The organism is Streptomyces sp. NPDC030296 (genome assembly GCF_055572815.1).
Map to the genome: position 1 here is coordinate 436,822 of NZ_JBVICQ010000009.1, position 23,305 is coordinate 460,126.

A 23,305-nucleotide genomic window follows, 5' to 3' on the forward strand; every position below is an offset into this window, starting at 1 on the left:
CGCCGAGGGCCGTCCCCGAGAAAGCGAGCGCCGTCATGCTGGCAGCCCTGGGCTTCGCCACGATCGCCGTCCTCCTGCTGCTCACCATGACCAAACGCGCCTCGGTACTGGTCGCTCTGATCCTGCTTCCGGTGCTGGCGGCGCTCATCGGCGGTTTCGCGGGCGATCTGGGCGAGTTGATTCTCGGTGGGCTGTCCAAGGTGGCCCCCACCGGCATCATGATCGCCTTCGCGGTCCTGTACTTCAGCCTCATGGTGGACGCCGGGCTCTTCGACCCTCTGATCCGCGGGCTGTTGCGCGTGGCGCGTGGTGATCCGTTGCGGATCACCGTCGCCACGGCCGTCCTCACGCTGTGCGTGGCCCTGGACGGAGACGGCGCCTCCACCTTCCTCATCACCGTCTCCGCCCTGCTGCCGGTCTACAAGAGACTCGGTATGAACCCCCTGGTGCTGTCCGGAGTGGTCTGCCTGGGCGCGGGCGTGATGAACATGGTCCCCTGGGGTGGCCCGACCGTACGCGCCATGGCTGCGCTGAAGCTGGACAGTTCCGAGGTCTTCACCCCCGTGCTTCCCGCGATGGGCTTCGGCGTCGCCTGGGTGCTGGTGGCGTCCTACCTGCTCGGCCGCCGGGAACGCAAGCGTCTTGCCGCGCTGCCCCCGCAGGGTCCGGCCACGGACGTGCGCGAGGGCGAGGACGGGTGGGGCGACCCTGAACCCGCCGCTTCGACGACGGTCACGGCGACCACGGAACCCGAGTCGAGCCGGCACGCCACTACGGCGACGGCTGACGGGGAGTGTCAGGCCCTCCGGGCTCCCGGCGACGGGCCCGGCACCGTCCGGGTCCCGCCGCTGCCGCGGACCTGGCTGACCGTCTTCAATCTCCTGCTCACCGTCGCGCTCGTGGTCTGCCTGATCCAGGAAGTGATGCCGCTCCCGGTGCTGTTCGTCCTCGGGTTCGCGATCGCGCTGCTGGTCAACCACCCCACCTGGGAACAGCAACAGGCGCTGCTCGACAAGCACGCCAGGAGCGTGGTCCTGGTCACCACGATGATCTTTGCGGCCGGCGTCCTCACCGGGATCCTCACCGGCACCCGGATGATCGACGAGATGGCCGAGACGCTCGTCTCCGTCGTCCCCGACTCCTTCGGCTCGCACCTGCCCGTCGCGGTGGCCGTCACCGGCATGCCGCTGAGCCTGGTCTTCACTCCGGACGCCTACTACTTCGGCGTACTGCCCGTACTCGCCGAGACGGCGCAGGGCTTCGGCACGGACCCGGCCGAGGTCGCCAGGGCCGCCATTCTCGGCCAGATGACCACGGGGTTCCCGCTCAGTCCGCTCACCGCGTCCACGTTCATCCTGGTCGGCATGAGCGGTGTGTCGCTCGGCGAACACCAGCGCTTCATCTTCCGCTGGGCCCTCGCCACCACCCTGGTCATGGCCGCCGGTGCCCTGCTGACCGGTGCGTTCCCCCTGTGACCGGTGGCCCCGGCCTGAGCGGAGTCCCCGCCGGCCGCGGGCCCCCGACAGCCACCGCACATGCCGCTCAACCTCAACGTGCCGTCGTGTTCCGGGAGTTGGAGCAGCGCGAACGGAGCCATGCACACCAGACACCCGGTCCGGGTGCCCCCACAAGAGCGAGACGAGGACGCATGAGACGGATCACCAGACGTACGGCGCTCGCAGTGACAGCAGGTGCGCTCGCGGCGCCGGCCGTGAGCACGGCAGCCGCCGCGGCCGCCGACACCACGACAGCCACATCCGAAAGACGAAAAGCGGCCCCCGAGCGCAACCCGGTCCTGCGAACGGACCTCGTCACGCGGGTCACGCCGAGGAACAACTGGCTGGTGACAGCCGTCGCCCTCCAGTACGCGCATCGCATCGACCTACGCGGTGGGGTGATCCCGCCCTCGGCCTTCCAGGTGAAGGCCACGGTAGGCGGACAAACGGCGGCTCGCACGGTGACCCGGGTCTACTCCAGCACCACCGCCGAACCGGACGACCGGTCTCGCCCCGGACGCCCGGGGGACCGCCTGATCATCGAACTCGATCCGAACGACTCCAACGCGCGGGCCGCGGGCACCGACCCCTTTCCGCTCGACCGCGCGTACTCCGTCACACAGGTGGCGGACGTGCACACCCCGGATGGCGAAACCCTGCTCAGGGCCGGTCCGTTCGCGAGCCGCAACGACGACGTCATCACTCCCGTGGTGGACGACTTCACCGCCGGTTCCTTCACCGACTCCGCAGGTTTCGAACTGGGCTTCCGGCTGTACCGACCCGAGGGATTCGTACGGAACCCGCGGACACGTACGCGGTATCCGCTCGTCGTCACGCTGCACGGCGGTGGCGAAATCGCGGACAACAACATGACCCAGCTCACGTCCAACCGGATCGCGGTCACGTTCGCCAAACCGGAACGACAGCGCCGTAACCCCGCGTTCGTCCTCTCTCCGCAGATCCCCCTGCCCCGTCCCATGGACGGACCCGACGGCACGGACTGGACCGACGCCAAGGTCCAGGCCGCTCTGATCGAACTCATCGACACTTTCGTGAGCGAGCACCCCCGCAACATGGACACAGCCCGGCTCTACCTCGTCGGCCTGTCCTCCGGTGGGCGCGGTATCTACAGCCTGCTGGCGAAGCGACCCGACATGTTCGCGGCCGCCCTGCCCACGGCCGGCTGGGGCGAGACGGCCACCATGGACAGGATCACGCATATCCCGATCTGGGCCGACCACTCCGTCGACGACCCGGTCGTCCCCTACCGGGAGGGCAGGTTCGGCAAGCCCGGCACCTGGACACTGATGAACGCGCTGGAGGCCGCCGGTGCCCGGGTCAGCCGGGGGGAGTGGGCCAACGATCTGCCCAAGGCGCAGTTCGAGGCCCGGTCCCGGGCGCTCCTACGACAGGCCCGGGCGACGCGCAGTCACGTACTGTTCACAAGCTACGCGGCCGGAACGACACCGGTGAACCCACACCTCTCATGGGCCCAGACGTATGAGAACGACGTGGTCATCGACTGGCTCTTCGAACAGTCCCGGTAGCCGCCGCACGCGGCGCCCCTTCCTGTCCGGTTACCGCGCTCTCACCGCTATCCGGAGGTAAAGCAATGCGTTCGTACAGTCGTTCCGCTCCTGCGACCGCGCCGTTACGGACCCGTCCCCGGCCCATCACGGCACTGATCTCTCTGGCAGCCACCCTCGGCTTGGCGCTGACCCTGCTGGCAGCCGCCGCCCCGCCGGCCGCCGCGGCCGACCTGCTGTCCCAGGGCAAACCCGCGACCTCCTCGTCCAGCGAGAACGCTTCCACTCCTGCGTCGGCGGCGGTGGACGGCAACACCGGGACGCGCTGGTCGAGCACGTTCGGCGATCCGCAGTGGCTCGGAGTCGATCTGGGCGCCACCGCCACCATCAGCCGAGTCGTGCTGCGCTGGGAGGCCGCGTACGCGCGCGCGTTCCAGATCCAGACCTCCGACAACGGCACCACCTGGACCACCATCTACTCGACGACGTCCGGCACCGGCGGCGTGCAGACCCTCGACGTCAACGGCACCGGCCGGTACGTCCGCTTCCACGGCACCCAGCGCGGCACCGCCTACGGCTATTCGCTGTGGGAGTTCCAGGTGTACGGCTCCGGTGGCGGCACCCCTCCGGGCAACGAAATCCCCGACCCGACGACTGCCTCCCTGGAGGCCACCGACGGGCCGCTGACCACCGCCACCTACACCGTTCCCAACCCGACGGGGTACGGCTCCGGCACGGTCACGTACCCCACGAACAGTGGCTCGTATCCGGGCGTCGTCCTGATGCCCGGCTATCAGGGCACACAGCAGAATCTGCAGTGGCTCGCCCCCCGCCTCGCCTCCTGGGGCTTCGTCGTCATCAACGTCGGCACCAACACACTCACCGACGATCCAGAATCCCGCGGCCGCCAGATCACCGCCGCCGGCACCCAGTTGCTCGCGCTCGGCAACGCGGCCGGCAACCCTCTGTCCGGGAAGCTCAACGGCACGCTCGGCGCGGTCGGTCACTCCATGGGCGGCGGTGGCGTCATGGCAGCGCTCCGGGACGACCCGCGCTTCCGGGCGGGCGTGCCGACGGCCCCGTACCACCCGAACGCGAACTTCTCCGCAGTCACGGAGCCCACACTCTTCCTGACCTGTCAACGCGACCCGGTCGCCCACGGCAACACCTACGCGGTGCCCTGGTACAACTCCATGTCCCAGGCCGAGAAGCTCTACATCGAGGTTCCAGGCGACCATCTGTGTCCGATGACGGGCTACGGCAACAAGGCCAAACAGGGCAAGTGGACCGTGTCGTTCCTCAGCCGCTGGCTGCGCGCCGACACCCGATTCAGCCCGTTCCTGTGCGGTCCCGTACGTGACGCCGACAAGAACGACACATCCCTGGTCACCCGCTGGATGGACACCTGCCCGTACTGACCGGGGCGGCCCTCGTCCCGGGCCCGCTGCCGGCTGGAACCACTGGTGTACCGGTCCCGCCCGGTCGTGGACCTCCGGGCTGTTCGGCTTCAGAGCGTCGGCACGCGTTCGGGCTGTGGTTCGCCGGTGGCCTTCCCACTGGCCACCGTCATCCTCAGCAGGGGCAGCGAGGCGACGAAGGTGCCGATGGCCAGATCGACGAGGACGCGATTCGGGCCGCAGCCGAGCGCCGCACCGCTGGCGCAATCCCGTCTGGCGCGACACGGGCGGCTCACTGGCCTCCTGGTAGCCCGGCAGGGGCTCCGGCCGGACATCGGGTGGTTCCTGCTGCCAAGGGCACTGATTCGCACGGCCCTACGCGCCCCGGGTCCCCCAAGCGGGGAGGGGGCGCGGCCGGGAGGGGTGGCGCGGTGACGGCCCGCACCGCCGCGAGACCCCCTCGCTGTCGCGACCGACCTGGCGAGGGGGCCTCCTTTCATGCGGGGTGTCCTCACTCGTGCGGGTGGAGCACGACCTTGGTGTAGCCCTCGACCCGCTTGTCGAACTTCTCGTAGGCCGACGGCGCCTGGTCGAGGGGCAGTTCGTGCGACACCACGAAGCTGGGCGTCGCGCGGCCCTCGATGATCAGGTCACGCAGCTGGCGGTTGTAGCGCTTGACGTTGCACTGACCGGTGCCCATCCGCAGCCCCTTCTCGAAGGCGCGTCCGATGGAGACCAGCAGCATGCCCTGCTTGGCCTGCTCGTCCGGCCCGCCCGGGTCGCGCGGGACGTACAGTCCCGGTATGCCGAGGGCGCCCGTCGGCCGGACCGTCTCGACGAGGGAGTTCAGCACGATCGCCGGCTCCTCGCGGTCCGCCTCGTGCGCCTGGGCCTGGTAGCCGACGGCGTCGATGCCCTTGTCAGTGCCTTCTCCTCCGGTCTGTTCCTTGATCTGCTGCGCCGCGTCGCCCTCGGTGAAGTTGATCGGTACGGCGCCGATCTCCTCGGCCTTCTGCAGCCGCTCCGCGACCCGGTCGACCACGAACACCTTGCTCGCGCCGCGCACCATCGCCGAGTAGGCCGCCATCAGGCCGACAGGGCCACCGCCGTACACGGCGACACTCTCGCCCGGACGCACGTCGGCCAGTTCGTTGCCGTGATAGCCGGTCGGGAAGATGTCGGCGAGCAGGACGAAGTCGGTCTCCTTCTCGGTGCCCTCCGGCAACTTCAGACAGTTGAAGTCGGCGTACGGCACCCGTACGTACTCGGCTTGCCCGCCCACGAACGGGCCCATCGCGACGTAGCCGTAGGCGCCGCCGGCGAAGCCCGGGTTCACCGTCACGCAGAAACCCGTGTAGCCGGCCGTGCAGTTCTTGCAGAAGCCGCATGCCACGTTGAAGGGCATGACCACCCGGTCCCCGCGGCTGAGCGACGTCACGCCCTCGCCGGCATCCTCGATGACACCGAGGTTCTCGTGGCCGAACACGATGCCCGGCTCGGCGGCGGTACGGCCCTCGTACATGTGCAGATCCGAGCCGCAGATCGCGGTGGACGTGACCCGTACGATCACGTCGTTCGGGTGCTGGATCCGGGGATCCTCCACCTGCTCGACCGCTACTTCGAACGGTCCCTTGTACACAACGGCCCTCATCCTTGAGCACCTCCACTGTCCGTGATGGATCGGTCATGCTCTGGAGCGGCAGTGCCGGGACCCGCTGCATTCACCGCGAGAAAGGCCCCGGCCCGCAGCTCGGCCGGTCTTGTGTGGTATGCCTCATAGTCCAGACTGGTGCAGGATGCGAAGATTTGCACCCAGGGCTTCTTTCGCCTGTTCGTGCTCCTCAGAAGGATCGACCGTCTTGTCACGACGTCTAGGCTCATTGCTCGTCCCGGTCCGTGGCCTTTCCGGCACCACGTATCCGGTGGGAACCCGCGTGGCCATACGCGGCAATGGAGGGTCCGTCGACGGCTTCGTCGACGGAGACTGGCTGCCGCTCGCCTGGTGGGAGTTCACGGACATCCGGGAGGACTCCCGGGAGGGGTGATGCGGATGTCGGCGGCCGCGCGTCCGTCAGGACTGTGCCGCACCGCGCCGCCGCTGCGGGAGCACCACGTACTTCGGGTCCTGAGCGGACGCGACACCGGCCTCGAAGACGCCGAAGCGCGTGCACAGGCCCGCCACCAGGTACGCCGTGCCGGCCAGGGCCGATGCCACGGGGCTGCGGCGGCCGAGCAGTGAGAGCCCCGTCCCCACCGCGGTCAGGGCCTTGCTCAGTTTCAGCAGCCGCCCTGGCCGGCCCGTGACGTACGGTTCGCCGGCCAGCCCGAGCCGCTGCTCCATCCCGCGCAGGGCGGCGAGCTCCATGCCGGCGCCCAGAAGTCCCATCCGGGTGGGGGGCCGGTGGTCGACGCCGGGCACGCACAGCGCGGCGCCCGCACCGCAGGCCAGCGCGCTGCCCCCGAAGACGAGGGGCAGCTCGGGATAGGCCTCGTGCCACGCCGGTACCGCGGTGTCGGCGAGCAGCACCGCGGTGTAGGTGCACATCGCCGGTCCCAGCACGCCCGAGCCGACCCCCGCCAGCCGGCCCGGCCGCGAGAACGTCCCGGTCAGCTCGGCGGCCGCCGAGGCGGTGGCCAGCGCGGAGAACGGCCCGATGATCCAGGACCCCACCGACAGCGGAGAGGTCGGTTTGAAGACCCTGAGCATGTTGAGGAAGCGTTCGGGTCGGCCGAGGTCGTGGATCAGCGCGGCCACGCTGGCGAGCGCACCCACCGCGGCCACACTCCGGCCCACCCTGGCCAGGTCCGGGCGCGAGGTCAGGTCGGCGAGGACCGCCATGGTCGCCGAGGCGCCCGCCGTCCCGCCCAGGAACAGGTAGCCGGGCACGTCCGGCACCTTCCAGGTGGGACGCTTCAGGATCGGACGGCCGTAGTAGGAACGGAACTCCGCCTCAGGAACCACGGTGCCCTCCCGGCGGCCATGTCGCGTCACGGCATCCTCCTCTTCTCCGGCTCCCCCCACCCCACGGTCACCGGCGCCGCCCGGCGAAGGACAGTGCCACGCTCGCCGCCACGCCGAGTGCCGCCACCGCCGCGTGCCGCCACATCGACGGCAGGTCATGGGTGGTGACCACCGGGTCCGGCGGCAGTCCGTACACCTCCGGCTCGTCCAGCAGCAGGAAGAACGCCCCGTCACCACCCACGCCGTCCTGCGGATCCCGGCCGTACAGCCGCGCCTCGGGCACGCCGCGTCCGTGCAGCTGGGCCACGCGCTGATCGGCCCGCTCGCGCAGCTCTTCCAGCGGGCCGAACTGGATCGAATCGGTCGGGCAGGCCTGGGCACAGGCCGGTTCCTGGCCGGCGCCGAGACGGTCGTAGCAGAGCGTGCACTTGAACGCCCGGCCGTCACCGGGCCGGAGGTCGAGCACCCCGTACGGGCAGGCGGTCACGCAGTAGCCGCAGCCGTTGCAGATGTCCTCCTGCACCACGACGGTGCCGAACTCGGTGCGGAACAGCGACCCGGTGGGACACACGTCCAGGCAGGCCGCGTGGGTGCAGTGCTTGCACACGTCGCTCGCCATCAGCCAGCGCACCCCGGCCTCCCCGGGCGTGTCCGGCTCCGGCGGGCCGAATGCCGGCATGCCCAGGTCGACCGGCTGCCGGGCGGGCACCTTCTGCTCGATGAACGCCACATGCCGCCACGTGTCGGCCGACAGCGCGCCCGTGTTGTCGAACGAGTCCCCGAGCAGATCCGGGCCGTCCGGCTCGGGCGGGAGGAGATTCCACTCCTTGCACGCCACCTGGCACGCCTTGCAGCCGATGCAGACCGAGGTGTCGGTGAAGAACCCCATCCGGGGCGGATGCGACTCCGGGTAGCCGGCGTCCAAGCTTGGGTCGGCCAGTGGGCCGGACAAGCGATTGGCGTCGGTCGTCATGGCTGCGTGTCTCCTCCCGCACGGGGGTCTGCGTCCTCCGAGGTGCCCGGCGGCCGGGCGTCCTCGGGGAGACCGGCGCGCTGCCGGTAGCGCGCCACGTAATCCAGCAGTTCCGGACCGCGAGGGCGCCGGCCCGGACGGATGTCGCAGGTCGCCGCCTTGGATTCCTGGATGTGCACGTTCGGGTCGAGTACCACGGCAAGCAGTTCGTTCGCCGCGTCACCGGTGGACAGGCCGTTGGGGCCCCAGTGGTACGGAAGTCCCACCTGATGGATGGTCCGGCCCCGGACCCGCAGCGGCTTGATCCGGTCGGTCACCAGCACTCTCGCCTCGATCGCCGTGCGCGCCGTGACGATGGTGGCCCAGCCCCGGTGCTCCAGGCCTCGTTCCGCCGCCAGTTCGGGGGAGACCTCGCAGAAGAACTCCGGCTGGAGCTCGGCCAGGTAGGGCAGGGTACGGCTCATGCCGCCGGCGGTGTGGTGCTCGGTGAGCCGGTACGTGGTGAACACGTAGGGGAACACCTCGCTGCGGCTGGGGTTGTAGCGGTTGTCCCGGCGGTCGTACGCCTGGAGCGTCGGGTTGGTCTGCTGCCGGTACAGCGGGTTGTCCACCGGTGACTCGAACGGCTCGTAGTGCACGGGCAGCGGGCCGTCGGCCAGGCCGGCCGGGACGAACAGCCAGGCTCGCCCGTCGCTCTGCATGATGAAGGGATCGGTGCCGGCCAGCGCGGCCTGGGCCCGGGCCTCCGGCGGCGGCCGGTAGTCCGGCGGCTTGTCGGCCTCGAAGTCCGGGACGTCCTCGCCGGTCCACCGACGCTGCTCGGAGTCCCACCACACACAGCGCTTGCGGTCGCTCCAGGGCCTGCCCTCCGGGTCGGCCGATGCCCGGTTGTAGAGGATGCGCCGGTTGGCGGGCCACGCCCAGGCCCATTCGGCGGCGACCCAGCTCTGTTCGCCGCGTGGCCGACGGTTGGCCGCCTGGTTGTGTCCTCCGGCACGGATCCCGCAGTAGATCCAGGTTCCGCAGGCTGTGGAGCCGTCGTCCCTCAGCTGGGTGGAGGTCGACAGCGGGCCGTCGGGTCCGTAACCGTTGATCTCGGCGAGCACCGCGTCGGCGCTCGGTTCGTCCAGTGGTCCCTCGGTGGGGTAGTCCCAGGTCAGGGCGAGCAGCGGGCGGTCGCGCGGATCGGTGGAACGGGCGAGCTTCGCGCGGATGATGCGGCCGAGGTGGTAGTAGAACCACAGGTCGCTGCGCGCGTCGCCCGGCGGTTCGACGGCCGCGTGGTGCCACTGCACCAGCCGCTGCGTGTTGGTGAAACTGCCGTCCTTCTCCGTGTGGGCGGCAGCCGGCATGAAGAACACCTCGGTCGGGATCTCCTCGGTGCGCAGCTCACCGGTCTCGATCTCCGGGCCGTCCTTCCAGAACGTCGCGCTCTCGATGAGCCGCAGGTCCCGCACCACGAGCCAGTCCAGGTTGGCCATGCCGAGCCGTTGCAGCTTGGCGTTGGCGGAGCCGACCGCCGGGTTCTCCCCGACGAGGAAGTAGCCCTTGCACTCTCCGGCCATCTGATTGAGCACCGTCTGATAGGAGCCGTGGTCCCCGGTGAGGCGCGGCAGCCAGTCGAAGCGGAAGTCGTTCTCGGCGGTGGCCGCCTCGCCCCACCAGGCCTTGAGCAGGCTGACGACGTACGCGCGCATGTTGCCCCAGAAGCCCGTCGTCGCGGCGTCGGCGGCCACGAATCCGTCCAGGTCCTGGTGCTGGTGCGCGTGCGGCATGGGGATGTAGCCGGGCAGCAGGTCGAACAGTGTGGGGATGTCCGTGGAGCCCTGGATGCTGGCATGCCCGCGCAGGGCGAGGATGCCGCCCCCCGGCCTGCCGATGTTGCCCAGCAGCGCCTGCAGGATGGACGCGGTGCGGATGTACTGGGCGCCCACCGTGTGCTGGGTCCAGCCGACCGAGTAGCACAGCGCGGTGGTGCGCTCACGGCCGGAGTTGGCGGTGATCGCCTCGGCCACCTTCTCGAACAGCTCCGCCGGAACGCCGCACACGTCCTCGACCATCGCCGGTGTGTAGCGGGAGAAGTGCCGCTTGAGCACCTGGTAGACGCACCGTGGGTGCCGCAGCGTCGGGTCCGTCCTCGGCTTGACGCCCAGGCCGGGGCCGCCGCTGCCGTAGGTCTCCGACCGGGCGGTCTCCCGGTGTTCCGCACCGCCGTGCTGCTCGGCCGTCGGCATGTCGTCACGCGCCGCCCAGCGTTCCCGGGCACCGGCCGCCGCCGCATGGTCCGCGCCCTCGTACATCCACGTCGTGGGGTCGTAGAATCCGCCGTCCGGGTCGAGCCCGGAGAACAGCCCGTCCAGGTCCTCCGTGTCGGCGAAGTCCTCGCGCAGGATCGCCGCCGCGTTGGTGTACGCCACTACGTACTCGCGGAAGTCCTTCCCGTTGGTCAGCACGTGGTTGACCAGGGCGCCGAGGAACGCGATGTCCGTCCCAGGCCGCAGCGGCACGTACAGGTCCGCCAGCGCGCTGGTCCGCGTGAACCTGGGGTCGACGTGAATGATCGTCGCGCCCCGCTGCTTGGCCTCCATCACCCACTGGAAGCCGACCGGATGGCACTCGGCCATGTTCGAGCCCTCGATGAGGACGCAGTCCGCGTTGGCGAGATCCTGCTGGAACGTCGTGGCTCCGCCACGGCCGAACGAGGTTCCCAGACCGGGAACGGTGGAGGAGTGTCAAATACGGGCCTGGTTCTCGATCTGGATCGCTCCCAGCGCCGTGTAGAGCTTCTTCATCAAGTAGTTCTCTTCGTTGTCCAGCGTCGCTCCGCCGAGACTGGCGATACCGAGCGTGCGCCGGACCGGGGCGCCGTGGAAGGACTCCTGCCAGGTCCGCCGACGGGTGTCGATCACCCGGTCGGCGATCATGTCCATGGCCCGGTCGAGCGGGAGCCGCTCCCACTCCGTGCCGTGCCCACGCCGGTGGAGCACCGTGTGGACCCGGTCGGGGCCCGTCACCAGCTGCTTGCTCGCCGACCCCTTCGGGCACAGCCGGCCCCGCGAGACCGGAGAGTCGGGGTCGCCCTCGATCTGGACGACTTCCTCGTCCTTCACGTAGACCCGCTGGCCGCAGCCGACGGCGCAGTACGGGCACACGGAGCGGACGACCCGGTCGGCCTCCTGGGTACGGGCGCGCAGCTGTTCGGTACGGGGGGAGCGCGCGGCCGCCCCCCGGCCGAGGTCGTCTTCACCGGCGAGCTGCCGGTACACCGGCCAGCCCTCGATCCACTGCCGCAGGCCCATGGCGATCTCCCGCCTCCGCGGTACTACGCCCGACCAACGTAACGCCCGGTGCCCAGGGGCGCATGCGGTCCCACCCGCTCCCCGGCTGGGGCCGTGTCCCGCCGCAGGTCACAGGGGTCGGCCGGTGCGCACCCGGCGGGTGCTGTCCGGGAGCCGCTCGGTGATCCCCTCACGGTCCAGCAACTCCAACAGCGGCACCGCCACCCGCCGCGTGGTGCCTAGAGCCTGGCGGGCCTGGCTGAGGGTGAACGGCTGGCGCAGCCCGGAGAGGAGTTCACCGGCCCGCCGCTCGCACCCGGGGAGGAGAAAGACACCGTCGGCCACCTTGAGCAGGCGACCGGCCCGCACCGCCGCGGCCAGCTCCCTGGTGCCCAGTCGCAGCGCCGTCAGCCGGCCGGCGTCCGGCGCCGCGAACGGAGTCCGGCTCAACTCGGCGGCCAGTTCGTCCACCGCCGCCTCGACCGATGCGGGGAGTACCGCGCGCTGACCGGGCGCGCAGACCCGCCCGTCCACCACCACGAGCGAGGCGGCCTCGGCGAGCAGTTTCACCACCCCCGTCCCGGGCAGCCGCAGCCGTTGCCGCACCGCGTCCACCGGGACGCCGGGCTCCAGCGGGTGGTCGCCGCGCCAGCCGTCGACCAGCCGGCGCAGTTCGCCCGTCAGCTCACGCCACACCCCGGGGTGTACGCGCCAGCCGTCGCCGACCGGCCGGCCCACCACCGGCAGTCCCATCGCGCGCAGTTCCCCGGCGGTGGCGAACCCCCGGCGACGCAGCACCGAGTCAGCCACCGGCAGCCGCCGCGGCCCGGCCAGGGCGGCCAGCTCCGCGCCGCGCCGCCGGGCCGTCCCCCGGCGGACCAGCTCGGGCGGGCACACGTCGAGCACGTCGACACCGGCCGCAACTCGGTGCCGTCCCGCGTCGCGCAGCAAGGCCCGGTCACCGGTGCGCAGCGGCAACGGCCGGGCCAGCCGGAGCCGGGCGGTGTCCGGGCCCAGGGGCCTGACCCGGACGGGGACGGCGGCGGATCCGATGTGCAGCACGAGCTCGCGGGGCAGTTCGCCGGTGTCGTCCCCACGCAGTGCCACGTCGGCCTCGACAGTGGTCAGCCACCTGTCCGGCGTGAGCAGAGCGTCGCCGCGGGTGAGGGCGTCGCGTTCGACACCGCGCAGGTTGACCGCGGCCCGGGCGACCGCGCGTACCGTGCCGGCGTCCTGGCCCAGCGTCTGCAGGCCTCGTACCCGCGCTGCCGTACCGGAAGAGGCGAGCACCAGCCGGTCACCCACCCGCAGGGTCCCGGCCGTCAGGGTGCCGGTGACCACGGTGCCCGCGCCGGTGATGCTGAAGGAACGGTCCACCCACAGCCGGACGTCGGCCTCGGGATCGGCCGGCGGCAACGCACTGACCAACCGGTCCAGAGCGGCGCGCAGCCGGTCCAGGCCCTCGCCGGTCCGCCCGCTCACCGTCACCGAGTCGATCCGCCCGAGGCTGGTGCGGGCGACCCGGGCGAGAGCCTGGTTCCTGGCCGGCTCCGGGTCCGCAAGGTCACATCGGGTGACGGCGAGCAGCCCGTGCCGGACGCCCAGCGCGTCCAGCGCCTGGAGGTGTTCGGTGGACTGCGGCATCCACCCCTCGTCGGCGGCCACCACGAACAGCACGGCGGGGACCGGGCCGACGCCCGCGAGCATGTTGGGGACGAACCGTTCGTGGCCGGGCACGTCGACGAACGCGACCTGCTCGCCGCCCGGCAGGGTGGTCCAGCCGAAGCCCAGGTCGATGGTCAGGCCGCGGTCGCGCTCCTCCGCCCAGCGGTCGGGCTCCATTCCCGTGAGCAGCCGGACAAGGGTGGACTTGCCGTGGTCGACATGGCCGGCGGTGGCGATCACGTGCACTGCGGGTCGCCTCCGTCGCCGCTTCTCCGAATCGTGGTGCCGGTCCGTCCCTCGCAGTGGCTCGCGTCCGCACGGCTCGCGTCGTCGGCCCGGCCGTCGCCGCCCTCCGGCCGGTCCGCCGACGGCCGCGCCGACCGATGGGCCGCGAGGACCGCGTCCAGCAGGGCCCGGTCCTCGGCCTCGGGGACGGTACGCAGGTCCAGCAGGCACCGGCCGTGTTCCATCCGGCCCACCACCGCGACCGTGCCGGTGCGCAGGAGGCGGCCGAACTCCTCGGGCAGGCCGACCGCCACGCTGGGCAGCCGTACTCCTGGTGCTCCGCCCCCTCCCACGGCCGCGGCGGTGTGCACGACCCCGGCCCGGACGTGCTCGTCCCGCAGCCGCCGCACCAGCGCGGACGCGCGGTCGTACAGGGCGCTCGCGGTGGTGGCGAGTGCGACGCGCACCGGCGGCTCCGGGCCGCGCAACGTGGCCTCCAGCGCGGCGAGGGTCAGCTTGTCCACTCGCAGCGCACGCGCCGCCGGATGCCGCCGTAGCCGCTCGACGATGTCGGCATCGCCGAGCAGCAGACCGGCCTGCGGGCCGCCGAGCAGCTTGTCCCCGCTGGCGGTCACCAACGCGGCACCCGCCCGTAGGGCCGTGGCGGCGTCCGGTTCTTCGGGGAGCAGCGGATGCGGCGTCAGCAGACCGGAACCGATGTCCACGATCACCGGTGGTCCGAGCGCCGCCAGTTCGGCGACACCGGCGGCGGTCGTGAAGCCGGTCACCCGGTAGTTGGACGTGTGCACCTTGAGCAGGAACGCGGTGTCGGGACCGAGGGCCTCGGCGTAGTCCCGCACCCGGGTGCGATTGGTGGTGCCCACCTCGCGCAGTCGGGCGCCGGTGCTCGCCAGCAGTTCGGGGATGCGGAAGCCGTCACCGATCTCGACCAGCTCGCCGCGGCTGATCACGATCTCGCGGTCGCCGGCCAGCGCGATGGCGCACAGCAGCAGAGCGGCCGCGTTGTTGTTCACCACATGCACCGCCCCGGCGTCCGGCACGGCCTCGGAGAGCGCGGCCGTCACCCCTCGCCCGCGTCGGGCCCGGCGGCCCGCCACCAGATCGAACTCGACGTCGGTGCAGCCGGCCGTGGCCCGCACCGCGTCCTGGGCGGCGTCCGACAGCGGCGCCCGGCCAAGGTTGGTGTGCACCAGCACGCCGGTGGCGTTGATCACCGGTCGAAGGCTGCCTACCCGCTCCGGGAGGCTCTCCACGGCCGCCTCGGCCACGTCCTCCGGGGCGATCTCACCCGCCCTGGCCCTTTGCTGCGCCCGGGTGATGGCCGCCTTCACCAGCGGGCGTCCCAGCGTCCGCGTCGCCCTGGCCAGCCGCGGCTCGGCCAGCAGGGCGTCGGTGCTGGGGATGCGGCGCCGGGGATCGCTCACCGCAGCACCTCCCGGACCCGGGGTGGCGGAGGCGGACGGGAATCGAACCCGCCGACGGCAGCTCCTGCCGTCCGACGGTTTTGAAGACCGCGCCGGTCACCAGGCCGGATACGCCTCCTCGTACCACACGGTCATCTCACCTCGCGGTCCGCTTCGCAAACGCGCCGGAGGAATGCCGACCCGCACGATGGGTACCCCGGTGGCTGTGAGCACCACGAGTTCCGGGAATCGCATCCGGCTCACCCAGTACGCGCACGGCGGCGGCTGCGCCTGCAAGATCCCGCCCGGCGAGCTGGAGGAGGTGCTGCGCGGCCTGGGCGACGGCGTGCCGGTCCGCGATCCCGTCGGCGAACTGGTCGTCGGGCTCGACGAGGGCGACGACGCCACGGTGGTGCGCCTGCACGACGGCCCGGCGGTGCTGGCCACCACCGACTTCTTCACACCGGTGGTCGACGACCCGTACGACTGGGGGCGGATCGCCGCGGCGAACGCCCTGTCGGACGTCTACGCCACCGGCGGACGCCCGCTGGTCGCGCTGAACCTGCTGGCCTGGCCGCGGGGAGTACTGCCCTTCGAACTGGCCCGGCAGGTGCTGCGCGGGGGCCTGGAGGTGGCCGCGGAGGCCGGCTGTCATGTGGCGGGCGGCCACAGCGTGGACGATCCGGAACCCAAGTACGGAATGGCCGTGACCGGCGTGGTCGACCCCGACCGCGTTCTGCGCGGTGACGCCGGTGAACCCGGGGCGCCGCTCTCGCTGAGCAAACCGCTCGGCACAGGCGTCCTCAACTCCAAGCACAAGGCCACCGGCGAGGTGTTCCCGCACGCCGTGGCGGCCATGACCCGGCTCAACCGGGAGGCCGCCGAGGCGGCACTGGCCGCCGGTGTCACCTGCGCGACCGACGTCACCGGCTTCGGGCTGCTCGGCCATGCCTACAAGCTGGCCCGGGCGGGCGGGGTCACCGTGGTGATCGACTCCGCCGCGGTGCCCTACCTCGACGGCGCCCGCCAGGCTCTGCGCGAGGGCCATGTCAGCGGCGGCACCCGGCGTAACCTGGAGTGGGTGCGCGCCCACAGCGACCTCTCCGCGGTGACCGAGGAGGAGGCGCTGCTGCTCGCCGACGCGCAGACCTCCGGCGGGCTGCTGGTTGCCGGCGAGATCCCCGGTGCGCCGGTCGTGGGGGAACTGACGCCCCGCGGAAACCACGTCCTGGTGGTGCGCTGATGAGCTGGTGAGCCGGTGAGGTTCAGGCGAGGCCCAGGCGACGTCCCTGAGAGGGCGTGCCGCCAGCCCGCCCGGTCGTGGCCGGAGGCCGACCGCGAGACGCGTACGGTCGCACCGGCCTGTTCGGTCAGGGACTCGGTCAGTTCGCGGTGGGGCAGCATCCGTCTCTCGTGCTCCCCGACCCCTGCAGCAGAGCTGAGTACCGCGAGCGGCCCGCCGTACCAGTGTTCTTGGTGCGGCGGGCCGTTCCCTGTTCGGGCAGCCGGCCCTGGGTCGGCCTCACGCGAGGAGAACCGGAAGGCGTTCAGACCCCGGAGTGGGGGTCATCCGGTGGCGAGGGTGGTCCACTTCTGGTTGGAGCCGCCGTTGCAGTCCCACAGCACGAGCTGTGTGCCGTTGGTCGTGGAGGCGCCCGGTACGTCGAGGCAGCGGCCGGAGGCGGGGTTGCGGTAACCGCCGTTGTAGGCCTCCCACTTCTGGTTGGCGCCGCCGTGACAGGACCACAGCTGCACCTTGGTGCCGTTGGCGGTGCCGTAGCCGGAGACGTCGAGGCACTTGCCCATGGAGCGCAGGGTGCCGTCGGTGTAGGCGGACCAGTACTGGTTGGCGCTGTCGCTGCATCCCCAGGTCTGGACGGCGGTCCCGTCAGCGGTGCCGGCGCCGTTGACGTCCATGCACTTGCCGGCGATGCCGGACTGCACGCGTGCGGGGGCGGGGGCGGGGTTCCTCAGCCACCCGGCGCTGTCCGCGGCCTGGACGCCGCGGTGGAAGGCGTCGGCCATCTTCTGGTAGCCCGAGTCGTTCGGGTGCAGGGCGTCGTCAAGGTCCGCCGTGGTCAGGCCGCTCATGTCGACGTAGGCGACGCGCTTGCCCGCGGACTGTGCGTCCCTCACGATCTGCGGGATCGCCTGGTTGTACGCGCCCCGGTACTGCTCCTCCGAGCCGCTGGTGGACACGACCAGGGAGGCCACGAGGACGGTCGCGTCGGGGGCCGCGGCGGTGATCTGGTCGACCAGCGACCTCAGCCGGGCGGTGGCGGTGGAGACCTGGTAGCTCTCGTTCAGGTCGTTGGTGCCGATGTGCAGCGTCACGACGTTGGGCCGGTAACGGGTCAGCGAGGCGTCGGTGAGCGCGGCGACCTGGTGGATCTTGTATCCGGAGTGGCCTTCGTTGTCGGGGTCGGACATCGAACCGGCGCGCCCCGTGCCCACGAAGTCCAGCGGATGTCCGTCCGCCGCGAGCCTGTTCCACAACGGCGCGCGGTAGCCGTTGCCGGTGCTGCTCCCCACGCCCCAGGTGATCGAGTCACCCAACGGCATGACCCGCAAAGGGGTGTCGGAGGCGGCGGAGGCAGGGGCCACACCCGCCGCCGTCACGCCAAGCACGGCGGCGACAAGCGTGACCAGGGGCAAAGTCCAGGGCTTTCTCATACAAGCGTCCTTTTCTGCGAGTGATGGTGAGTTAGTGGGTGGGGGATAGCCGTTGGTGCCAGCCGCTCGGCACCTGTTTTGCTACCGATCTGGGCCGGACTGAGCGTCCCGGCGGCTCACACCGCGAGGATCTGCCAGTCCTGGTTGGAGCCGCTGGTGGAGGGGCCCCTGGGTGACCTTGGTACCGTCCACAGGGAAGGTGTCCTTGACGTCGGCGCACCAGCCGTTGCGGACGTTGACGAACTGGTAGTAGCCGTTGGTCGAAGGCACCAGCCTCCACGACTGGTTGTCGCCGCCGTCGTCGGTCCACTGCTTAAGTCCGTCGCCCTGACCGGAACCGCCCGGGCTCTGCTGGTTCGCTCCACGGCCACTGGATGACCGCGCCGCCGTCGGCAGTCGAGGCGCCATTGACGTCCATCACCTTGCCGCTCTCGCGGTTCACCAGCCGGACGGTCCCGGTGTCCGCGCTGAAGGGACGGTCGTAAACCCGAAGTTGCGGATCGAGGCCCGGACTCCGGAGGGCAGCCCGCTGAACGTCACCCGTGAGCCGCGCACCTGAGCGCGGGGGCGAAACGGCTGCGGCAAGCGTCATGGCGGCCACGCAGGGCAGCACGCCGCGGCGACTGATCGGTCGGACAACGTTCCTCTCCTGACTCTTCCCAGAACAGCACGGACGGTGTGAGCTTCTGGTTCGAAGCAACATGTGGAGGGCCGTCGCGGTAGTGGGCCGCATACCGACGCATGCGCGGGTACATCGGATGCACTCGGGCGTTTCTGATGGCTCTTGGCTGGGGTGGGTGGATCTCGTAGCCGGCCGGGCAGGACGCCCGTTGGTGCGGCGACACGAGCTCACGGATGCGCAGTGGCAGAAGATCGAGCCTCTCCTGCCCGGCAACGGCAGGCCGGGCGGGCAGTGGGCGGATCACCGCACCGCAGGGTGATCCACGGCGTGCTGTTCCGGGCCCGGAGGGGTTGCCCTGGCTTGACCTGCCGGAACGGTACGGCCCCTGGCGGACCGTCTATGAGTGTCATCGCCGCTGGTCTGCGGACGGAACGTAGAAGGCCGTCTTAGCGTGTTTTTATGGTCTGAGTCGGTTGCGTTCGGTGATGCTCTCAAGTCGTTTCACGGTCCTGCCCACGTCGTAACGGGTGGCGGGCCGCCGGTTCTTCGAGTCAGGTGGCCTTCCCGGGCCGGGTGTTGAGGGTTTCGGTGCACGGGCGGGGCAGGGCACATGCGGCCGGAGCTTCCGAAACCCCCGGCGAACGCGGGCCGGAGAGAGCCGCCCGGGCTCGGCAGGCTTCTCCCACGGCCGCCGCAAGTCGACGGCGGCCTCGAGCAGGAGACGCATCCGGGCGCGCGCGGCGATGATCAGCCAGGTCCAGCGCTCGCCGGCCGCGGGGGTTCGCAGCTTCGGCGTCCACCCGAGGGGCAGTTTCATCAGCCTGAAGAGGTGCTCGATGTCGAACCTCCTCAGGAACGCCTGCCAGCGCACGTCGACCTTCTCGCTGTCCAGGCCGGTGGCGGACGCCACAGCCAGAGCGGGAGCGGATCGCCTCCGCCCTGGGGATAGGCCGGGGCGTACTCCTTGAGCGAAGGCGTCGGCCGTCGCATGGCGCGGTCGGAGCGCATCCGTCCCAGTACCTTGACCGGGAGGCCGGTCAGGAGGTGGGCCATGCGTGGGGCGTCGTAGCCGGCGTCGACGACGATGAGGATGTCGCGGTCGCCCAAGTGCCAGCGGCCCATCTCGATCAGGTCCTCGACCACCCGGCGGAGCTGGGCGGCAACCTCGGCGACGTCGTCCTCGGGTCCGAGACACACGGCGTCCAGGAGCCGGCACCAGGATGTGCGGCCCGATTCGAGGGCGGCGACGAAGGACGCGCGCCAGGAGGTTGTCGCGGATGTCGACGAGCCGCGGACGTTCGATGCCGTGAACCATGAGGACGGGCAATCAACTGCGGTCCCGGACCGCAGTCCCTCACCGGACTGGCCGTGACGGCGCCGCGCGGCTGTCACGGCTCGATGACCGGGGCCGCCCGTCAGTCGGTGACGGCCTCTGCACCTGCGCCGAGCGGTAGGGATCAGCTGGACAGAGCTCGCGAACCAAAGATCAAATACGCCGCGGTCGCTTGGACAGGACCGGGCGGGGCACCCGTGTATCCACCAACCAACGAAGGGGAGCCGATCATGGTCATAGCCGCTGTCATCGCCGGGTGTGTAGTCCTGGCCGTCCTGGCCTTTCTCGTCCCCCGTCTCTCCCACCATCCCGAACGCGGCACGCAGCGAACGCTCGGCGCCGGGGCGCGGGCCGGTGGCAAGGCACCGGGCGTGCTGGGCCGCCTCTTCAGCAAGCCCTTCCACACCAGTTCTCGCGCGGTGAGCCGCAGCGGTTCGGCCGGTCGCCGCTCCCGGGGCCGTATGCCCTTCTGACGGACAGCATGAGCCCCACCGGAGACTGGCGATGAGCGCTGAAGAGGCGGAGACGCTGCTGGACGGACTCACCGTCGACACCAGTCGACGAGAGCGGCCGATCGTACTGGATGCGAACGGACGGCCCATCCGAACGTGGCGGGAGAACTACCCGTACGACCGCAAGGTGAGCCGCAAGGAGTACGAGCGCACCAAGCGCGTCCTGCAGATAGAACTGCTCAAACTCCAGCGGTGGGTCAAAGACACCGGCGCCCGCGTGGTCGTGGTCTGCGAGGGGCGTGACGCTGCGGGCAAGGGCGGCACGATCCAGCGGCTCATCGAGCGGCTCAACCCGCGCGGCGCACGCGTGGTCGCCCTGGACAAGCCCACCGAACGGGAGACCGGTCAGTGGTACTTCCAACGGTATATCGCGCACCTGCCAACGGCCGGCGAGATCGTCTTCTTCGACCGCTCCTGGTACAACCGGGCCGGCGTGGAGCGTGTCATGGGATTCTGCTCAAAGGAGGAGTACGAACTCTTCCTCGACCAGTGCCCGACCTTTGAGCGGATGCTCGTCGACGACGGCATCGTGCTGGTGAAGTTCTGGTTCTCCGTCTCCCGCTCCGAGCAGCGCACACGCTTCGCGATACGGCAGGTCGACCCGGTGCGCCAGTGGAAGCTGTCTCCCACCGACCTGGCGTCCCTGGACCGTTGGGACGACTACACCGAGGCGAAGGTCGACATGTTCCGTGCCACGGACACCACACACGCCCCTTGGACCGTCGTCAAAAGCAACGACAAGCGGCGGGCCCGGCTGGAGACCATGCGCAGTCTGCTGTCGCGTATCGACTACACGAGCAAGGACCGCGACGTGGTCGACACACCCGACCCTCTCATCGTGGGGGCCGCCGACACCCTGCTGGAGCCGGGTGAGGAAGACACCACTCTTTCCCCCACTCCGTTGTCACCCGGTACCGACGGCCCCGGCAAACACCCCTCGACCGCCTGACAACACTCGGCCGGGCCGGTCGAGCCCGCCGGCTGTTGTCAAGCGGCAAGGAAGCTCGCCCTGAACTGCCCCCGCCGCCATACCGGACATCGACATGGGGATCAGGATTGGTGCAGGCACGGCTTCGGTGGGGCGGAAGAGCGTTCATGCGGAGGCTGACGTCGGCGGCGTGGCATTGCAGGCCATCGCCCGCATGGACCGCGCCTGAAACCCGCCCCGCCCCGGGGCGGGGCTAGTCAGTTGCTGCCATCCCGCCGCGTTCGGCGGTGACCAGCCAGGAACTGCTGCGCAGCCAAACCCCGCCGTCCGATTCATGGCGCTGCAGGGCGGCCGTCAGCGCCTGACGCGCCGCGTCCTGCGCGGGTGGGGTCACCTGGTCGAGCGGGTGACGTCCGGGACCGGAGTCCAGCAGGAACACCGCGGCGTCCGCCGCGTCGGCGCCCCACTTTCCCGCCGCCTCGACACGCTGCACGTCCACCCCGTCGAACCCGCCCGCGGTGAGCAGGTCATGGATGCGGCCGGAATCGGTGAGCGAGAACATGCCCGGACCGCCAGCCTTCCCGAAACCGCCGAGCGGCAGGATGTCCTTGAGCGAGGCCAGCGCGGCGAGCCACTCGTTGGCCTCGGCCGCGGCCGCGCAGATGAAGGCCAGCCGGCCGCCGGGGCGCAGCGCGCGGTGGAGGTTGGCGAACGCGGCGACCGGGTCGGTGAAGAAGGTCATGCCGTAACGGCTGATGATCGCGTCGAACGCCTCGGCGTCCAAGGGGTGGACCTGGGCATCGCCCTGCACGAAGGCCACGTTTGAGACCCCTTCACGTACGGCGCTCTCCTGGGCTTTGCCCAGCATCGGCCCCGACAGGTCCAGGCCGAGCGCCCGGCCGCGTGCGGCGCGCCGGGCGGCGAGGCGGGTGGTGCGGCCTGTGCCTCGTTCAGCCCTTCTGGCAGCACGGCGTCGCCACTCGTCCTGATTCCCGGGGCCGGGTTTCCGCGGGCGGTGGGGGGTGGGTGTGGATGGTGACGGTTGGGCCGATGCCCGGTTGGTGGCGCATCGGGTGGGTGATGGTCTCGTCGATGCGGAATCCCTTTCCTGGCTGGTTTCCGTCGCTCACGGGGTGGTGTTCGAGATGCGGATGTTCGTGTCGGGTCGCCCTGTGTGTCAGGTGCACGGGATCGGTGGAGTGGTTGTGGCGTGAGCCGGTGTCGTGGGCGTCGTCTGGCCACTCGATCACTCGGGGTTCCTGGGTGCTTGTGGGGGGATGCGATTTTGGTGTAGCCGGGTCGTGGGTGCGGTGCTGTAGCAGATTGGTCTGCGGCTTCTCTTGGTGTGTCGTGGTCCGGGCGTGCTTGTGTGGTTTCCGGCGTGTTGGGTGTCCGCGCCGGCTCGGGCGCCGGGGGCCGTGGCTGCTCACTGGCCGGGGGTCTTCTGCAGTGATGTCGAGCGTGCTGTTTTCGGTGGGGTGCCGTGTGCGGTGGGGTCCGCGATGTCCGGGGTCGGCCTTGGCTCCGCCTGGTCGTGGTTCTTGGCGTCGAGTCGCTTCGACAGGGCGAGCAGCAGCAAGGAGAGGCTCGCCGAGCCCATGAGGACGATGCCCGCCACGACGTCGGTCACCTGGGTGCCGTCGAACACCTCGGTTTGCTGTGCGTCGAGCGCCCAGGGGGAGGCGATGAGCCAGGCCCCGGCGGCGAGTACGGCGAGGTCGGGCCACTTGCCGGGATACAGCAGAAACCGGGTCATCGCGATGAGCAGCACGATGATCCCTACGCCGAGTTCGTTGCGGTGCGCGTCCTTGGCCGTCTCCGGGTAGCCGGAGATCCAGGGGGCGACGAAGAGCAGGAGAGCGCTGAGGACCAGCAGCAGCCCGATGATCTGTTGTCGTTGTGCCCGTATCAGCCTCAGCCGGGGACTGTCCTGTCCGGGCCGGGTCACGTCCGGTGCATGTGTGGTTGACATGAGAACTCCGTCCGCCGGGATTGCGGCGGGTACCCGGATCGATGCCCACGACGACTCGGACGGAGCCATCTGCCGATTCCTTTCAGCGGGGTGTGAGCAGCCGGCGCGCGCTCCGGCCGTTTTGTGGCTCCGGTGGAGCGCGCGCCGGCGGGCAGTGGCGGGACGGCCCGTGGCGTCCAGGGCCTGCTCCCGCGCACCGTGCCGGGGTCGCGCCTTCTCTAGAGAAACATAGCGAGCGTTCTGTATGCTTCTTGGGGTCGGCGGGGCCGGGTACGTGACGGATCCGCCGGTCTGTGCCTTCCCGGTGTCGGCCCGCCCG

Annotated in this window: 18 protein-coding genes, 1 tRNA gene and 4 pseudogenes; 8 read left to right on the plus strand and 15 right to left on the minus strand. The window is 70.7% G+C overall.

Going from position 1 to position 23,305, the window contains the following annotated elements:
• Nucleotides 1-35 precede the first annotated feature (35 nt).
• The 3 genes from ACZ4Z3_RS27200 to ACZ4Z3_RS27210 all read left to right on the plus strand — a co-directional run bounded on the left by ACZ4Z3_RS27200 (nt 36) and on the right by ACZ4Z3_RS27210 (nt 4,440).
• Nucleotides 36-1,475: a CitMHS family transporter gene (locus tag ACZ4Z3_RS27200; RefSeq protein WP_468503464.1), complete on the plus strand. Its 1,440-nt coding sequence runs from the start codon at nt 36-38 to the stop codon at nt 1,473-1,475.
• A gap of 236 nt (nt 1,476-1,711) precedes the next feature.
• Nucleotides 1,712-3,043: a prolyl oligopeptidase family serine peptidase gene (locus ACZ4Z3_RS27205; RefSeq protein WP_468503465.1), complete on the plus strand. Its 1,332-nt coding sequence runs from the start codon at nt 1,712-1,714 to the stop codon at nt 3,041-3,043.
• A gap of 161 nt (nt 3,044-3,204) precedes the next feature.
• The gene (locus ACZ4Z3_RS27210) at nt 3,205-4,440 is read left to right on the plus strand and encodes a poly(ethylene terephthalate) hydrolase family protein (protein ID WP_468503466.1); all 1,236 of its coding nucleotides are present in this window, start codon (nt 3,205-3,207) and stop codon (nt 4,438-4,440) included.
• Nucleotides 4,441-4,529: 89 nt separating this feature from the next.
• On the opposite strand, the gene ACZ4Z3_RS27215 is transcribed toward ACZ4Z3_RS27210, so the two are convergent.
• Both ACZ4Z3_RS27215 and ACZ4Z3_RS27220 read right to left on the minus strand, forming a co-directional pair.
• A complete protein-coding gene (locus ACZ4Z3_RS27215) occupies nt 4,530-4,715 on the minus strand; it encodes a hypothetical protein (protein ID WP_468503467.1) in 186 nt (61 codons plus the stop codon).
• A gap of 215 nt (nt 4,716-4,930) precedes the next feature.
• Complete coding sequence (locus ACZ4Z3_RS27220) at nt 4,931-6,070, minus strand: glutathione-independent formaldehyde dehydrogenase (protein ID WP_468503468.1); 1,140 nt, start codon at nt 6,068-6,070, stop codon at nt 4,931-4,933.
• Between the two features lie 208 nt (nt 6,071-6,278).
• Between ACZ4Z3_RS27220 and ACZ4Z3_RS27225 the strand changes: the two genes are divergently transcribed.
• A complete protein-coding gene (locus tag ACZ4Z3_RS27225) occupies nt 6,279-6,464 on the plus strand; it encodes a hypothetical protein (protein WP_468503469.1) in 186 nt (61 codons plus the stop codon).
• Nucleotides 6,465-6,490: 26 nt separating this feature from the next.
• Here the strand turns inward: ACZ4Z3_RS27225 and nrfD are convergent, their stop codons facing one another.
• The 6 genes from nrfD to ACZ4Z3_RS27255 all read right to left on the minus strand — a co-directional run bounded on the left by nrfD (nt 6,491) and on the right by ACZ4Z3_RS27255 (nt 15,085).
• A complete protein-coding gene (gene nrfD, locus ACZ4Z3_RS27230) occupies nt 6,491-7,411 on the minus strand; it encodes an NrfD/PsrC family molybdoenzyme membrane anchor subunit (protein WP_468503470.1) in 921 nt (306 codons plus the stop codon).
• 37 nt (nt 7,412-7,448) lie between these two features.
• Nucleotides 7,449-8,354, minus strand: coding sequence for a 4Fe-4S dicluster domain-containing protein (locus ACZ4Z3_RS27235; RefSeq protein ID WP_468503471.1), 906 nt, complete (start codon nt 8,352-8,354; stop codon nt 7,449-7,451).
• Nucleotides 8,351-11,653, minus strand: a complete 3,303-nt coding sequence (gene fdh, locus ACZ4Z3_RS27240) for a formate dehydrogenase (protein ID WP_468503472.1) — start codon at nt 11,651-11,653, stop codon at nt 8,351-8,353. The genes ACZ4Z3_RS27235 and fdh overlap by 4 nt, the downstream gene beginning before the upstream one ends.
• Nucleotides 11,654-11,761: 108 nt before the next feature.
• Complete coding sequence (gene selB / locus ACZ4Z3_RS27245; protein WP_468503473.1) at nt 11,762-13,543, minus strand: selenocysteine-specific translation elongation factor; 1,782 nt, start codon at nt 13,541-13,543, stop codon at nt 11,762-11,764.
• Nucleotides 13,534-14,967 (minus strand): L-seryl-tRNA(Sec) selenium transferase, encoded by a 1,434-nt coding sequence (gene selA / locus ACZ4Z3_RS27250; RefSeq protein ID WP_468503474.1) that lies wholly within the window; start codon nt 14,965-14,967, stop codon nt 13,534-13,536. Before selA ends, selB begins: the two co-directional genes overlap by 10 nt.
• 23 nt (nt 14,968-14,990) lie before the next feature.
• Nucleotides 14,991-15,085: transfer RNA gene (locus tag ACZ4Z3_RS27255), tRNA-Sec, on the minus strand.
• Between the two features lie 69 nt (nt 15,086-15,154).
• Here ACZ4Z3_RS27255 and selD point away from each other — a divergent pair.
• Nucleotides 15,155-16,189, plus strand: a complete 1,035-nt coding sequence (selD, locus tag ACZ4Z3_RS27260; RefSeq protein ID WP_468503475.1) for a selenide, water dikinase SelD — start codon at nt 15,155-15,157, stop codon at nt 16,187-16,189.
• Between the two features lie 30 nt (nt 16,190-16,219).
• On the opposite strand, the pseudogene ACZ4Z3_RS27265 reads toward selD, so the two are convergent.
• The 4 genes and pseudogenes from ACZ4Z3_RS27265 to ACZ4Z3_RS27280 all read right to left on the minus strand — a co-directional run.
• A pseudogene (locus ACZ4Z3_RS27265) lies at nt 16,220-16,380 on the minus strand (enterochelin esterase); the annotation flags it as partial.
• Nucleotides 16,381-16,512: 132 nt separating this feature from the next.
• The gene (locus tag ACZ4Z3_RS27270; protein ID WP_468503476.1) at nt 16,513-17,619 is read right to left on the minus strand and encodes a ricin-type beta-trefoil lectin domain protein; all 1,107 of its coding nucleotides are present in this window, start codon (nt 17,617-17,619) and stop codon (nt 16,513-16,515) included.
• 81 nt (nt 17,620-17,700) lie between these two features.
• Nucleotides 17,701-18,027 (minus strand): RICIN domain-containing protein, encoded by a 327-nt coding sequence (locus ACZ4Z3_RS27275; RefSeq protein WP_468503477.1) that lies wholly within the window; start codon nt 18,025-18,027, stop codon nt 17,701-17,703.
• Nucleotides 17,933-18,352, minus strand: a complete 420-nt coding sequence (locus ACZ4Z3_RS27280) for an RICIN domain-containing protein (protein WP_468503478.1) — start codon at nt 18,350-18,352, stop codon at nt 17,933-17,935. Before ACZ4Z3_RS27280 ends, ACZ4Z3_RS27275 begins: the two co-directional genes overlap by 95 nt.
• A gap of 97 nt (nt 18,353-18,449) precedes the next feature.
• On the opposite strand from ACZ4Z3_RS27280, the pseudogene ACZ4Z3_RS27285 reads away from it, so the two are divergent.
• A pseudogene (locus tag ACZ4Z3_RS27285) lies at nt 18,450-18,675 on the plus strand (transposase); the annotation flags it as partial.
• 23 nt (nt 18,676-18,698) lie between these two features.
• Here the strand turns inward: ACZ4Z3_RS27285 and ACZ4Z3_RS27290 are convergent.
• Nucleotides 18,699-19,528, minus strand: a pseudogene (locus ACZ4Z3_RS27290) (transposase); the annotation flags it as partial.
• A gap of 276 nt (nt 19,529-19,804) precedes the next feature.
• Between ACZ4Z3_RS27290 and ACZ4Z3_RS27295 the strand changes: the two are divergent.
• Both ACZ4Z3_RS27295 and ppk2 read left to right on the plus strand, forming a co-directional pair.
• The gene (locus ACZ4Z3_RS27295; protein WP_468503479.1) at nt 19,805-20,047 is read left to right on the plus strand and encodes a DUF6411 family protein; all 243 of its coding nucleotides are present in this window, start codon (nt 19,805-19,807) and stop codon (nt 20,045-20,047) included.
• A 31-nt stretch (nt 20,048-20,078) separates the two neighbouring features.
• Entirely contained in the window at nt 20,079-21,035 is a 957-nt protein-coding gene (gene ppk2 / locus ACZ4Z3_RS27300) for a polyphosphate kinase 2 (protein WP_468503480.1), read from the plus strand.
• A gap of 232 nt (nt 21,036-21,267) precedes the next feature.
• On the opposite strand, the pseudogene ACZ4Z3_RS27305 reads toward ppk2, so the two are convergent.
• Nucleotides 21,268-21,948, minus strand: a pseudogene (locus ACZ4Z3_RS27305) (class I SAM-dependent methyltransferase); the annotation flags it as partial.
• Nucleotides 21,949-22,440: 492 nt separating this feature from the next.
• A complete protein-coding gene (locus tag ACZ4Z3_RS27310) occupies nt 22,441-22,986 on the minus strand; it encodes an SPW repeat protein (RefSeq protein ID WP_468503481.1) in 546 nt (181 codons plus the stop codon).
• Nucleotides 22,987-23,305 lie beyond the last annotated feature (319 nt).

Bases quoted from the DNA above. Each gene is read 5' to 3' on its own strand.
- ACZ4Z3_RS27295 (WP_468503479.1), top strand. From the start codon at position 19,805: ATGGTCATAGCCGCTGTCATCGCCGGGTGTGTAGTCCTGGCCGTCCTG.
- ppk2 (WP_468503480.1), top strand. From the start codon at position 20,079: ATGAGCGCTGAAGAGGCGGAGACGCTGCTGGACGGACTCACCGTCGAC.
- selD (WP_468503475.1), top strand. From the start codon at position 15,155: ATGGGTACCCCGGTGGCTGTGAGCACCACGAGTTCCGGGAATCGCATC.
- ACZ4Z3_RS27310 (WP_468503481.1), bottom strand. From the start codon at position 22,986: ATGTCAACCACACATGCACCGGACGTGACCCGGCCCGGACAGGACAGT.
- ACZ4Z3_RS27220 (WP_468503468.1), bottom strand. From the start codon at position 6,070: ATGAGGGCCGTTGTGTACAAGGGACCGTTCGAAGTAGCGGTCGAGCAG.
- ACZ4Z3_RS27270 (WP_468503476.1), bottom strand. From the start codon at position 17,619: ATGAGAAAGCCCTGGACTTTGCCCCTGGTCACGCTTGTCGCCGCCGTG.
- ACZ4Z3_RS27235 (WP_468503471.1), bottom strand. From the start codon at position 8,354: ATGACGACCGACGCCAATCGCTTGTCCGGCCCACTGGCCGACCCAAGC.
- ACZ4Z3_RS27280 (WP_468503478.1), bottom strand. From the start codon at position 18,352: ATGCGGCCCACTACCGCGACGGCCCTCCACATGTTGCTTCGAACCAGA.
- ACZ4Z3_RS27275 (WP_468503477.1), bottom strand. From the start codon at position 18,027: ATGGCGCCTCGACTGCCGACGGCGGCGCGGTCATCCAGTGGCCGTGGA.
- ACZ4Z3_RS27200 (WP_468503464.1), top strand. From the start codon at position 36: ATGCTGGCAGCCCTGGGCTTCGCCACGATCGCCGTCCTCCTGCTGCTC.